Annotated in this window: 10 protein-coding genes, 1 tRNA gene and 1 pseudogene; 2 read left to right on the top strand and 10 right to left on the bottom strand. The window is 49.2% G+C overall.

Translation table 11 applies throughout. The features are described from left to right. The first annotated feature begins 478 nt into the window (after positions 1–478). Positions 479–565, top strand: a tRNA-Leu gene (locus ACZ495_RS09650). A gap of 110 nt (positions 566–675) precedes the next feature. Here the strand turns inward: ACZ495_RS09650 and ACZ495_RS09645 are convergent. After that, a protein-coding gene (locus ACZ495_RS09645) for an IS3 family transposase (protein ID WP_464262161.1) occupies positions 676–1,787 on the bottom strand; the annotation gives its coding sequence in 2 pieces (ribosomal slippage) (positions 676–1,535 and positions 1,535–1,787; 1,113 coding nt in all). 73 nt (positions 1,788–1,860) lie between these two features. On the opposite strand from ACZ495_RS09645, the pseudogene ACZ495_RS09640 reads away from it, so the two are divergent. Continuing rightward, positions 1,861–2,262, top strand: a pseudogene (locus ACZ495_RS09640) (integrase core domain-containing protein); the annotation flags it as partial. Between the two features lie 28 nt (positions 2,263–2,290). Here the strand turns inward: ACZ495_RS09640 and ACZ495_RS09635 are convergent. The 9 genes from ACZ495_RS09635 to ACZ495_RS09595 are packed head-to-tail and all read right to left on the bottom strand — an operon-like array spanning position 2,291 to position 12,659. Next, on the bottom strand, positions 2,291–3,994 hold the full coding sequence (locus tag ACZ495_RS09635) for a glycosyltransferase family 2 protein (protein WP_464262160.1): 1,704 nt from the start codon (positions 3,992–3,994) through the stop codon (positions 2,291–2,293). Positions 3,995–4,035: 41 nt separating this feature from the next. Further along, a complete protein-coding gene (locus tag ACZ495_RS09630; protein ID WP_464262159.1) occupies positions 4,036–4,845 on the bottom strand; it encodes a DUF5672 family protein in 810 nt (269 codons plus the stop codon). Between the two features lie 2 nt (positions 4,846–4,847). Next, entirely contained in the window at positions 4,848–5,681 is an 834-nt protein-coding gene (locus tag ACZ495_RS09625) for a glycosyltransferase family 2 protein (RefSeq protein WP_464262158.1), read from the bottom strand. Then, complete coding sequence (locus ACZ495_RS09620; RefSeq protein ID WP_464262157.1) at positions 5,678–6,667, bottom strand: glycosyl transferase; 990 nt, start codon at positions 6,665–6,667, stop codon at positions 5,678–5,680. Before ACZ495_RS09620 ends, ACZ495_RS09625 begins: the two co-directional genes overlap by 4 nt. Continuing rightward, entirely contained in the window at positions 6,664–7,641 is a 978-nt protein-coding gene (locus ACZ495_RS09615; RefSeq protein WP_464262156.1) for an NAD-dependent epimerase/dehydratase family protein, read from the bottom strand. The genes ACZ495_RS09620 and ACZ495_RS09615 overlap by 4 nt, the downstream gene beginning before the upstream one ends. Positions 7,642–7,661: 20 nt before the next feature. Beyond that, a complete protein-coding gene (locus ACZ495_RS09610) occupies positions 7,662–8,807 on the bottom strand; it encodes a DegT/DnrJ/EryC1/StrS family aminotransferase (RefSeq protein WP_464262155.1) in 1,146 nt (381 codons plus the stop codon). 29 nt (positions 8,808–8,836) lie between these two features. Next, positions 8,837–9,634, bottom strand: a complete 798-nt coding sequence (locus tag ACZ495_RS09605) for a TIGR04325 family methyltransferase (protein WP_464262154.1) — start codon at positions 9,632–9,634, stop codon at positions 8,837–8,839. Continuing rightward, entirely contained in the window at positions 9,625–10,566 is a 942-nt protein-coding gene (locus ACZ495_RS09600) for a glycosyltransferase family protein (RefSeq protein WP_464262153.1), read from the bottom strand. Before ACZ495_RS09600 ends, ACZ495_RS09605 begins: the two co-directional genes overlap by 10 nt. Before the next feature lie 44 nt (positions 10,567–10,610). After that, positions 10,611–12,659, bottom strand: coding sequence for a hypothetical protein (locus ACZ495_RS09595; protein WP_464262152.1), 2,049 nt, complete (start codon positions 12,657–12,659; stop codon positions 10,611–10,613). Positions 12,660–12,666: the final 7 nt, after the last annotated feature.

Below are 12,666 nucleotides of genomic sequence, written 5' to 3'. Positions count from 1 at the left end.
CCACTTTTTCCGGCGGATCTGGCATAGGTTACTTTCTTGTGCCGAACCTTGCAGTAGCAAATGAAAATCAGCGTGCTTCAGTTGAAGATAGGTTGCTGCCCAAGGGGAAAATGACAGTTTTTTGCGCGAAAGCGGAAGCTGTGGGGCGCGACAGTTTTTGCGTGGAGACGCCGCTGGTTGTAGGACCGCGTGAGGGTGGGAGGTCCGGGCATCAAGCTTTTGCGGGTTTACTCGCTCAAGGTTGCCCGGCCTGCGCTGTTGACTGCGTAGATTGTCCTGTGCATGCCATCAAGACAGAGGCGGAGAGGGCGTACGCAGGCATGCCGGGCAGACCTCCCGAAGAAAACAGATAAAATAACGCTGACCAAGGGAAAATCACGACTTGTTTTTTATAGAAAACCGCAAAAACATACTTTTTTTATGCCATAGCGAAAAAAAGCTTGCCAAGCATGCCCTGTTCGGGTAAATCAATCTTCGCGCCGAAGTGGTGGAATTGGTAGACACGCTAGGTTCAGGGTCTAGTGTTCGCAAGGACATGGGAGTTCGAGTCTCCCCTTCGGCACCATTTTTCAAGAGTCGTTACAGGCAACAGCTTGTAACGACTTATTTTTTTGTCTTGTGTCCAGTATAGGCACCAGACGAAAACCCGCACTTGGGAGTGTAAACCTCCCCAAGTTAGTGCCACCCGAAGGTAGAGACTTTCTGGGGTGAATTGATTTCCAAATACTCAGCCGGAGGAATGTTGCCCAAGGACTCATGGGGCCGTTCTTCGTTGTACTGCTTCAGCCAGTTCGCTGTGATTTCCTTAACTTCCGCGAGGCTGCTGAACAGGTAGAAGTCAAGAACCTCCGTCCGATACGTCCTGTTAAATCGTTCCACATACGAGTTTTGGGTAGGCTTGCCCGGTTGGATGAACTCCAGCTCCACTCCATGCGCCTCAGCCCACTCAGCCATCTGGATCAAGATCAGTTCCGGCCCGTTGTCCATTCTCAGCTTTTCCGGATACCCTCGCCATGCCGCCACCCTGTCCAGAACCCGTAATATCCGGGCTGCGGGGAGGCTGGTGTCTACCTCAATGGCGAGGCATTCTCGGCTGTAATCATCCACCACGTTGAACGTACGGAACCGCTGTCCGCTGGAGAGCGAGTCATGCATGAAGTCCACTGACCAGCAGCAGTTGGCCTGTGGTGGAACGGCCAAGGGCTGTGGGTTACGTGTTGGCAGTCGCTTCTTCCCTTTACGCCGTAGATGCAGCTTCAGTTGACGGTAGATGCGATGAACCCGCTTGTGGTTCCACCGGTATCCCTGTCGCCGCAGCAGGCTGAACAGCTTGCCAAATCCGTATCTGGGATAGCTGTCGGCCAACCGGATAAGCGTCTCGATAACGTCGGTGTCGTCGCGCGGTGTCAGTGCATAGGCATACAGCGTCCGACTGATGAGCACTATGGCGCATGCCTTACGCACGCTCAGCCCGAACTCATCGCGAGCGTAGTCGACGATCTCCCGCTTCTCGGTTGGCCTCAGAGCTTTTTTGCTATGATGTCCTTCAAGACCTCGTGCTCAAGGCTGAGGTTGGCAAACATGCGCTTGAGCTTGCGGTTCTCCTCCTCAAGCTCCTTGAGGCGTTTGATGTCCGCAGCCTCCATGCCCCCATACTTGGATTTCCATTTGTAGTACGTGGCCTGGCTTACACCGTATTCTCGGCAGACATCGGCTACCGTGCGCCCACCTTCAGCTTCCTTCAGAATCCGAATGATCTGACTTTCCGTGAATCGAGATTTCTGCATTGCCGTCTCCTTGAGGGCAGTTTGCCAGAAATCTCTACCATGCGCTGGTCCTATTTTAGGGGAAGGTTACACCACCACGGGCGGGTATAGTGCTGACATGGCGCAAAGCGTCATGCTGGCATGCGTTGAAAAACGGTTTGGAGATGTCAAAACATTGCGACCAGTTGAATGGCTCTCTGACAACGGATCCTGCTACACGGCAAGAGAAACAATAATTGTTGCCGCCGCGCTGGGAATCGTCAGTAAAGTTACTTCGGTTCGCAGCCCCCAAAGCAACGGTATGGCTGAAGCTCTCGTCAAAACCTTCAAACGAGATTACGTCTTCTGCAATGATCGACCAAATGCCGAAACCGTGGTGGCGCTGCTTCCTGGCTGTTTTGAAGGCTATAATGAAAATGCCCCGCACAAGGCTCTACGGATGCTCTCGCCTCGTGAGTTTCTCCGTTCATTGCAAAACTTGGAGTGTCCGGTTTAGCGGGGGCAACTCCAAGGAGATCCAAAAATTACAAATACCAGTTACGAAGCCTCTCCCTAAACATGCGCCACCGATACAGCGCGTGTGCCTTTCCGTATCGCAGGGCATCAACAGGAACAAGACAAAGTGGATACAGCACGTTGAAAAGAACAAACAACTTGGAAAAGTTGTGTTTTTTCAGAAGATACATGCGGCCGGCAGCATAGTTTGCCACCTTTTGCGCCAAGGGCAACGCATCTTTGGGCGAAGGATGAAAAACACGTATTTTCCTGTATCTGCGCACTATCGTCCGGGCATGCACATAGAGCAGAAAGTCGGTATCTTCGCCGCAGCCGTAGGGCAGGTCGGTTCCTGGCCCAAGCAGGGGATCAAAGCGAATGCCATCTATAGTTTCTCTGCGGAAGAACTGTACGCAGGTTCCTGCGAGCAAAAACAGCCCAGCCCGACCAACAATGCCGTCGGGCACACCATGAACATGTATGTCAGGCGGCGAGCTCCAGACCCCAAGCAAGGCCCCGCATGAGGTATGCCTACCAAAAGATTCACGCACGCGATCAAGAGTATCTGGTGCATACCAGCAGTCATCGTCGGGAAAAACAATAATGTCTCCGTCCGCTTTTTCCAGCAAGATATTGCGGGCGATGGACACGCCTCTGGAGGGTAACATTATGCGATTTATGGATAAACCTGGATGGCGCGCCAGCATTTCGTCCAGAAAACCTGGGGGATTCTGATCGGCCAGAAGTACCCGAAAATTTTTGTAGGTTTGCCCTTCAAGAGATGTAAGCAAGCGGTCAAGTTCACTGACCCGCCCCAGCGTTGCCACAAGCAAATCTATGGATGGGATATCTGGCAATTGAGGTAATGCCACATGCTCCATTGAATCGGGGAGACTCCACAGTCTTGATTTACCTTGGGCCAAACGCGGAAGGTCGGCATAGTACCCCGCAATGCGCGATCCCAAAATTCTCCGCACGGCCAAATAACCACCGCTGCGTGCAAGCCTTAACAGAGGCTTATACGGCAATACTTGCGGAAAATACTTTCTTGAGACGCGCAGTAATTCTATCTCGCTGCGGTACATGGAATCCATACTGCCGCTTACACCACCAGCCAACATGGATGCAAAGGCAGTGTCACCCCAAACAACGTTGTCCACGCGCAAGGTGCGGCACAAAAAATCATAATCTCCGGCGATGCGACAGGCAGCATCAAACTTCTGCTTCGCAAGAAGTGTACTGCGGTGAAAAAGCCCGGGGTGCGGCAAACACATGCCCTGAGGCAGATCACGCAAAGGCGTGACTGAAGGCTTTAGCAAATCAACAACACCACCAGAGGGATTAACCAGCTTTACCGGTGTGGTATAATATTCAACATGACCGGGCAATTGTTGCAGCGCAGTCACACAGCGCGTCAGTGCTGCCCAATCAAGATGATCGCCTGCGCCTATAAAAATGGTCCATGTGCCTTGCACCCGCGCAAGCGCCTTATTCCATGCGTCATAGATGCCGCTATCTGGCGCACGTTCTATTGAAATAGGAAGCTGAGCAAAGCTCTGCGCAACCGCACAGGTTTCGTCAGACGACATCCCGTCTTGAATAACAAGCTGATAATGAAACGAGGACTGCTGGGGAATGCACGACAATGTACTGTGCAGATTTTCCGCAACATTACGTGTGGCAATGATGATTGAAAGAATCAGCGAGTCTCCAATTTCTCCACGATGTTCCATGCGCCGCACCCCTCTGCCACATGCTGTCATTACAAAACATGTTAGTGCGTTATCCACTGATTCCAAAAATTTTGCCCGTATTTTTTGTAGGCATGACACCCGAAGGGGAGCTTTCCTCCTGTCCAAGTTAGCAGCAATTCTGGGCGGCGCTCAAAGGCAAATTGTGCAGCCTCGCGCGGCAAAGGAACATGCTTTTTCCCAAGAAATGAAAAAGCCTTTGCGAAAATAAAATCCTCATGCTCCCACATTAAACGGCAATACCACTTGGTGGACAGCCTGCAAAGGCACATTTCGCCCCAATGCAAAATGCGCTTCAATTGCGCACTCAGATCCGTTTTGGCAGGAAGACGAATGGTCAGGAAATCATGATCATAATCCCGCGTATTTGCTGCCCCACTTAGCAGAGCAAGAAAGTCAGACACTTTTCGTAATGAAAAGCCCCCATTGCCTGCAAACGGGAACAACTCCCCACGGTCATTAAAAAAAGGAGCACCTATATAACTGTAGCCTCGTGCACACCAATTGTCCAACTCATCAGAGAACACCCATGCGTCAAGCTGATACACAAGTAGGTATTCATACGCGGAAAAGCGTTCATAAAAATCAAAACTCAACATCAGCTTGTTATACGTACTTACACTGCGAAACCAGTGATCCGAAAACCGCACAAGGCTCAACTGCACACCACTTCGTGCCGCCTCACGCATGTAAACATCTTCTTGCAAAGACTCCGGGCAAATCAATAATAGAGGATGGTTCCCCAGCGTAACAAAGCATTGTCGTAGTGAGGCCAATTCATCATTATCTGGATCTGGTCTGTATGCTATAATGGCAATGGCATGTGAGTTCATAATTACTTGATATACGCTGCTTTCAATTTTCGCAATGTACGAATTTTATTGTATATAAAAACTGCCCGCTGCGGCGAAAACATTCTGGAAAGCGCATAAGGCAACAGCCCTTTTACCAGGCCCAGCAGATGTGGCAAGGTCGCCTCAAAGCCGTAATACCTATTCATAACGCGAACTTTTTCATAACGATAGCGCAGCATGGTTCTCAGATTACTTGTAGCGCCGCCAATACTCATGCGCGTTACCGGAATATCAAGATAGTGCCCATCTTCATTGTTTCGCCAAAGACGGGCCACAAAATTATAATCGCCAACCACCTTGAATGTCTCGTCAAATGGCACTCCGGCAAACAGGCACGCACGCTGAAAAAGGGCCGAATGCACTGCAGGTTCCCCCGCACGCAATTTTTTAGCGACATTGCCGTCAAGCCCTCGCATCAGAAACAACTCATTATCATCGTCACAAATAAAGACATCGCCCGCACCAAAGACAACTGAAGCAGGCAGGGGCAACAATTTTTGCCGCACAGTCTCCAATGAATCAGGCGATACGAGGCAATCATCCGCACCAAGAAAGATTACCCATTGCCCTTGAATGCGCTGCACAGCCTTATTCCACGCATTATAAATGCCGCTGTCTGGTTCAGAGGCAATTGAAACAGAAGGGAGACGTGAAGCGTATGACTGAAGAACATCCAGGGTATTATCCTTGGATGCGCCGTCCTGAATGATAAGCTCAAAATCACGACACGTCTGGTTTGCTAGCGATTCCAGCAAACGGGGCAACGTGGAGCCTGCATTATACGTGGAGGTAATAATCGTAAAAAATTTTGTCATGACCAGCACACCACTAAGGACTGATTTTTCCATTCTTGAAAAATATTTTTACAATCACGCAAGAACTTGCGCGTTTTCTTTTGCTCTTTCCGTATACCAGCAAAAGAATTTATCCCCACAACACTTTTCGACTGCTGCACAGCAGCAACATACGATTGAGCATATGGCTCTACAATATATTCTTTTGCCGCGCCGCTTAGTTTACTGTGAAAATTACGTAACCCCGATGAATAAAATGGCCCGCGAATATTCTTAAAACCTTGCGCGTGATAAAAAATCAACAAATCGCTGTTAACTGTCACCCAAGTACTTTTCTGCTCCACTTTTGCATCGGCCAAATTCCACGGAGCGACACCACAACCGTTATGTTCTATTGAGTGAACTCCATCGAATAATTGAGAAAAAGAGTCCAGGTATTTTTGATCCGCAAAACGATCCGCTTCCAATTCATCCTTGCACCACTCAAGGCAAGCATCGCGATACCATGAAAGACACTTTAGCCCCTCAATAGTCAAACGAAAAGTCATCCAGCTTACATTATAGAAGCCGTATTTCACCAAGTCTGTCAGGTGCGTAGCAAACTTGTGCGGCGTTATAATGACCGACGCATCTTGCGCTTCTTCAAAAATTGGTTCAGGCGATGAAAAAAACATCATATCTGCATCAAGATAGGTAATCTCTTTGATGCCGGTATGTTTCGCCAAAAGGTACCACGGAAGACAGGGGGTGATGGTGAAGTAGTATTCAATAAGACTGCGCGTTGGGCGCGTGGCAGCCAGATTTGGGTCTGCCGCCTCCAATTCATCCAGACTGATCAGCGATACATACGGGTAGGCAAAAGCTGTTAACGCATCATAGCACTGATCAGAAAGGCAGAGGACATGCACATGCGCATGGGGGCAGTGTTCATGCAAGCTCTCAAGCATGACCACGGCACGCGGCAAATAATTATGATCAAAATATGTGCAAAAATGACGAACACTCACAAATACTGCTCCAGACGAGGCGCAAAATAGGCCAGGCTGCGCTTAAGCCCTTCCGCCAAAGGCGTTGAGGGCTGCCAGCCCAATTCTTCACGAATGCGCGTATCCTTGGAATAGTAGTCGCCAATATCTATCTTTTTCCGTTCTGCCGGAAATTCGCGCAGCACGTAGCTTCCGCCTTCGTGGGCAGCAATGAGCGTTTCAGCCAACTCGCGCAAACTGACAACAGAATCCCCGCCCAGATTGTACACACGGCCATCCGCCTTGGAATCGGCAGCAGCCATAAGCAGCGCCGACACGCAGTCATCCACATATGTAAAATCGCGCAGCTGCTCGCCCCCCCAAACCTCAAAGGGTTTGCCTTCCAAAATCAAACGAATCCAAATGCCCACAAAAGTTTGACGAGCATCTTTGATGCGCATGCAAGGCCCATAGGTATTGGTCAGCCGCAAAACGCTCGACCTCAGGCCATATACCTGATGGTACAGCAGGTGGTAGCATTCGCCAGCAACCTTGTGAATGCCGTTGATATCCACTGGGCGCACGGGATGCTCTTCATCCACTGGCAGATAATCTGGGCGGCCGTATATTTGGCGGGTTCCGGCAAAAACGATCTTCACACCCTGGTTGTGGGCACGGCATGCTTCCAAAATGGAGAGCTGCGCCTTCGCATTGATCTCAAGGTCCGTGAAGGGATCAGCCATGGAATCCATATGGCTGGTCTGACCCGCAAGATTGAAAAGAAAGTCCTGCCCCTGAATCAGGTGATTCATGGCATGAGGGTCACGCACATCGGTAATATTCAGAAATACCTTGTGTCGAAAGCCTTCCAGATTGGCCAGGTTGCCGCCATATTCAGGAATAAGACTGTCTGCAATAGTAACCTTGGCTCCAACATCTACAAGATGTCGAGCAAGGTTAGCGCCGATAAACCCAGCACCGCCAGTAATAAGAACATTGGCTCCTGAAAAATCCACAAACACTCCCTACTGCGATTTTACGCACCCAATCGGCACCATTCAAGCACAGCCGAAGAAACCCGCTCAACATCACCCGCGCCAAGCTGCGGAAACATTGGCAGGCTAACCAGTTCATCCATAACGCTTTCGGTTACGGCAAGCCCCGTGGGAGCAAGGATACGGGTTCTGTAAGCAGGCTGCAAGTGCACTGGTTGCGGGTAATGGATGGCAGTGCCAATGCCTTTTTGGCGTAAAAAATTCATGAAACTTTCTCTGTCGCTCTGGCAACGCATAACATAGAGATGGAACACGGGGACTGCCCATGAAGCAATTTGGGGAAGAATCAGGCCACAGGCATTAAGTTTGTCGGTATATACTGCGGCCAAACGCCTCCGGGTGGCGTTGTCCGCGTCCAGATATCGTAACTGCACGCGTAGAATGGCAGCCTGCACAGGGTCAAGGCGGCTATTGATGCCAGGAACAGCACTTATGTAGCGTTGTTTCCACCCATATTGACGCAAGGCAGCCAACTCTTCGGCCAGAGCAGCATTATTGGTGGCCACAGCGCCGCCATCGCCCAGTGCTCCCAAATTTTTTGTAGGATAAAAGCTGAAAGTTGCGGCAGAACCGATGGTCCCGACCATGCGCCCATTGTAATGAGCGCCGTGGGCCTGTGCGCAATCCTCAAGCACGGCTAGACCGTGGCGGTTTGCTATGGCTGTAATGGCATCCATGTCGCAAGGATGCCCATAAATATGCACAGGAATAACCACCGCCGGAATCAAATCAGGGCAGTGTGTTTGCACGTACAAAACAGCTTCTTCCAGCGATGCAGGGTCCATGGTATATGTGGCGGCATCAATATCCACAAGAACAGGCACCCCACCTGCCCGCTCTATTGCCGCCACAGTAGCAACTGCCGTGTGCGATACCGTAAACACAGCCTTGCCCGGCCCAACGCCCAATGCGCGCAGGGCCAATTCGATGGCGTCAGTGCCACTTGCGCACCCTGCGGCGTGCTCAAGGCCAAGCCAAGCAGCAAAATCCTTTTCAAATGCCTCTACTTCTGGCCCCAAAATGTATTGTCCTGAATCGAAACTGCGGGCAACAGAGTCCATAATTTCCTCTTTGCGCAATGCAAAGGCAGCATGAGGATTGGCGAATGGTATGAAAGATGTTGTCATTGAAATGCCCTTTGATGTTGTCCTGTCGGCTAGTGGTATCCCATAATCCCCAGAAAACCAAGCTGATCGACTTGACTTTGCCACCACGGGCTTACGCAATATTTGCCTTCAAGGATCTTTTTTACTCTTAGTTTGTCCAGCCATCTACAGGCATAACTGGCAGGATATATCGTCGGAGGCACATGTTGGACTGTTATCCGTTCACCATTGTCAGCAAAAGGCGTACGATCAAGAATAACTGCTTTCGGAGATAACGCTATGGCCTGTTCAAGAAGTTCATAGGGGGTTTCCATGTATTGCAGGACGCTGGAAAACAGTACTATGTCCACTGACCCGACGGCTGCACAAGATTGCATGTCAGGCCAGAACTGCAACTCGTCGGTCTGAAATTCTTTTTGCCCGCAAGATACAATTTGAGACTGTTCAACAACATTCCAGGAGAGAACTTCTAGCTTTTGCAACAAACACCTTTGTTGCCAGTAGGTACTACCGAATGCACCGCCGAAATCCAGCACCCGCAACTTCCCCTTATTCCAGGCCGCCACACTCATGAGCGCAGAAAGCAAGGGGAAATTGTATTCCTCGTGGTTAAAAGGAACAGAATCCCTTTCCCACAGAGCTTCGCCATTTTTTACCTTGCGTGCAGCATCAAGCACTCGGCCAAAAATGGCGTCTGAATCATATCCGGTAGACGCAGCCTGTGCGCTTTGCCAATCAGGGTAATTGCCACTGAATGAAACAGGGACGGCATGAGAAACCAACGTGCGCTGCGCAAGCCGCCACAACAGAGGGGGGACAAAATCTTTACAAAGCTGCTTCAAACCCATGATAAACACCTCGATACACATGCTCTCAGCGACCGCTTTAACCTACGTTTTAGCAAGTTCCATCGCCCACCAGAATCGCGCAATAAAAAATTTTTGAACGCGTCATACATAATTGCATCTGTGGCAACAGGCTGCGGCTTAACGGGCACAGGCGCAAAGGCCAGCGTAGAATCCCATCCGCTGGTTGTTCCGCAATGCGTACCGGAACTGTCATTTCCAATATTAAACACCAGCGAACGGGCCGGATGCAGAGTCCATTTATGAGCCAAAAAAGTGGCCGCATACCACCTCACTGCCCACGAGGACACCCTGCCATCACGCGTGTCTTCCAACATTTCGTAGTAACGATAGCATCCATCAACATTAAATATATTACGTAGACGCTGTGCATCAATACGCTCTATCAGGGCCGCAGCATCATCCTCAAAAAGGTTCCAGGCGCGACGCCATGTGCCCCATCCCCAACAGTCAGCCCCGGGCAAAAAAAAGGTCTCTGGCGGATCAGACACAGCATGTGGGAAGCCATAACCATGAATAGACGCTACAGCATCTTCATGAGCGTAGACCTCAAGACCGTCATTCATATAGCGCAAAAAAAATGGAGAGGTCAGCATATCATCCTCTAGGACAATAAGCCGCTCGTGAATATTAAGGATACTTGTCACGCCTGCAATGATGGATGGAGCCAACCCCTTGTTGTGCTCCTGCATGACAGTGTTCACCGATGCAAAGCGCCCCGCATCAATTTCTGCGCACGCTACGGCCCGAGCGGCATCAGTTTTTGCACGCTCCGCATCGTTGCGGGGACCATCACAAAAGATTGTCACATGACTTTGATCTGCCAGCGAGTTTGCCGCAAGGGCATCCAGCGTACGCTGAAGATGCTCTGGGCGGTTAAATGCAAAAATTGCTATCGGTGCATTTTTTTTCAAGTTCTTCCTCATGGCGGAATCACTCAACTACACATGCTAACAAGTTAAACACGATCCTTTTCAGAAATTGGCTCAAAAAACGTTAAGCAATTTTGCTCAAGCAGATGAACGAGCCTTAATATTGCTAACGAATGACGTTTTTTGACGATCCCGTTTTTAATATAATAGACGATATTATTCTCATAGCCGATCAAACAAAGTAAAGGATCTTTACTAGTGCGTTCTTGGCACTGCTCCAGAGAATAGCTCTCTGGAATGAATCTAAATTTTAGAACAGATCGAAAAAAAATTTCCTTCCTTTCTACAGCTAGGGGAGTGATCGAACGCGCTTTATAAGCCCAAATGCAATTGCGGATAGTGCTCACAAGAGATTGCGGTAATAGCTTCTTTATGTATGACTTGCATACACCTGCGCGCCCATTGGCTATGGCAGGGTTGTCTCTCTCTGGCGGAAAAAAAGAGCAATCTATATAATTTGCAACTTCTTTACATATTTCTTGTATTTCTTCACCAGGGAGAGCCCTGGCAGTAGCCTTGAACTGCTGAAGGTTATCATCTAACAGTTCAGATTTTTCTAAAAACAAACCGCAAAGACGTTGAGACACATCATCATTCAAGGAAACTGTGGCATCGAACAAAATATCCGGGATTTCACTCCCCATACTCTCCCTTAAGTCAAGGGCGGGCAATTCCGAAGTAAAATAATGAAATCGAATGGCCCTTGCCAACATGTCGACAGTGGTCTTTTTATTAAGTGCATCAGCAATACTCGAAAAATATTCATCCTTTGAGGCAGGAACCCTAATAAATTCTTCGCCATCAGGGTAGTGAAAATGTCGCACAGTAGCGATAACAGGCACACCGATTCGAGCGAGTTCCTTACCCATAGTCGACCAGCTTACAAGTACGACATCAGCCAGTTCAGCAAGATCATAACTGGAGACCGGGTCCTGCGGCCACGCAATATGGCAACGAGCGGGTAAATCCGAAAAAACCGACTCCAAGGCTTGCAGATGCGCGTGAGCTATGCCAGACCTATTGTCCTTCCCTAAGCGAGGATGGATTCTGACCACGAGCTGGAGATTTTCGTTGGCAGCCACATAGCTGCACACACTCTGAATCCATGCTATTTGGTCTTCAAATATATCTGTCATCTCAAGCTTGACGCCATCAACGTCTGCTGAGACTTGCAAAGCATCTCTTTCATCAGGACTGCTAGTATAGATAATGAGAGTCTTACGCATTGGATCTAAGTCGAACCTACCACAAATTGCTTCAAGATCGCCATTTTTTCTAGGAGAATATATATGAGAATTTCCGCTAAGGTAGTTTCTGCAGAAGACATCATCCCAACAATTGCGAACTTTATCTGGACTGAGGGGAATGTCTCGATATTCTCGCCATTGACGAGGTAGATCCTTCAATATCTGCGAAAATGGCTTGGAATGAATGATTATACGTCCGAAGTCATGACCATTGAGAGTGGTTCCCATGTGGTGCGAAATTTTAATGCCATTTTTCCGGCACACAACGCGGCTAGCAATTTCCGGGCAGTAGTTTTGACCAAAAGCAAAGGCCGCAGGCCTTACCTCACCTATTATTTTCTGGGTTATGCTAGCCGACTGAATAGCGGTGTACGCTTCTTGAAAAAACAAATCCTCACGTTCCCCTGTAAAAACAGGAGAATTATCTTTTGTGGCGAGCACAATACTCCTGAAGGCAATTTTCCCTACAGGAACTCCCTGCCACATTATATCCAAAGGATGGCTTCTGTTCTCATCAAACAAAGCATAAGCTGCCGCATCATCGTCATGCGTCCAAAAGTCACGAAATGGAAGAAGAGGTACTGAATAGCGAGAAGAAAGTAACCTTGCGTATCGGTTACACTCGGCGCAAAGCAATTTCTTTTTTCTAGCCGACTCAGCAGGCGGTAATTTCAGTGCAGCCATAAATGAGCAGCGCCTAAACTGCCCAGTGCAATGTGTTAAAAAAGCGCTTTGACCTGCATTCTTCATGGCCCCGGCAAAAATCGCCATACTACGTGAAAACGCGTAAATACCCATTTCAGCTAGGAAAAAGACAATTGGACGCATAATAATT

It is taken from the genome of Desulfovibrio sp. GTC20076 (assembly GCF_055385905.1).
This window is presented reverse-complemented; position numbering and strand designations above follow the sequence as displayed.

Coding starts and splice junctions, on each gene's coding strand:
- ACZ495_RS09635 (WP_464262160.1), bottom strand. CDS start 3,994: ATGGAACATCGTGGAGAAATTGGAGACTCGCTGATTCTTTCAATCATC.
- ACZ495_RS09630 (WP_464262159.1), bottom strand. CDS start 4,845: ATGAACTCACATGCCATTGCCATTATAGCATACAGACCAGATCCAGAT.
- ACZ495_RS09625 (WP_464262158.1), bottom strand. CDS start 5,681: ATGACAAAATTTTTTACGATTATTACCTCCACGTATAATGCAGGCTCC.
- ACZ495_RS09610 (WP_464262155.1), bottom strand. CDS start 8,807: ATGACAACATCTTTCATACCATTCGCCAATCCTCATGCTGCCTTTGCA.
- ACZ495_RS09605 (WP_464262154.1), bottom strand. CDS start 9,634: ATGGGTTTGAAGCAGCTTTGTAAAGATTTTGTCCCCCCTCTGTTGTGG.
- ACZ495_RS09595 (WP_464262152.1), bottom strand. CDS start 12,659: ATGCGTCCAATTGTCTTTTTCCTAGCTGAAATGGGTATTTACGCGTTT.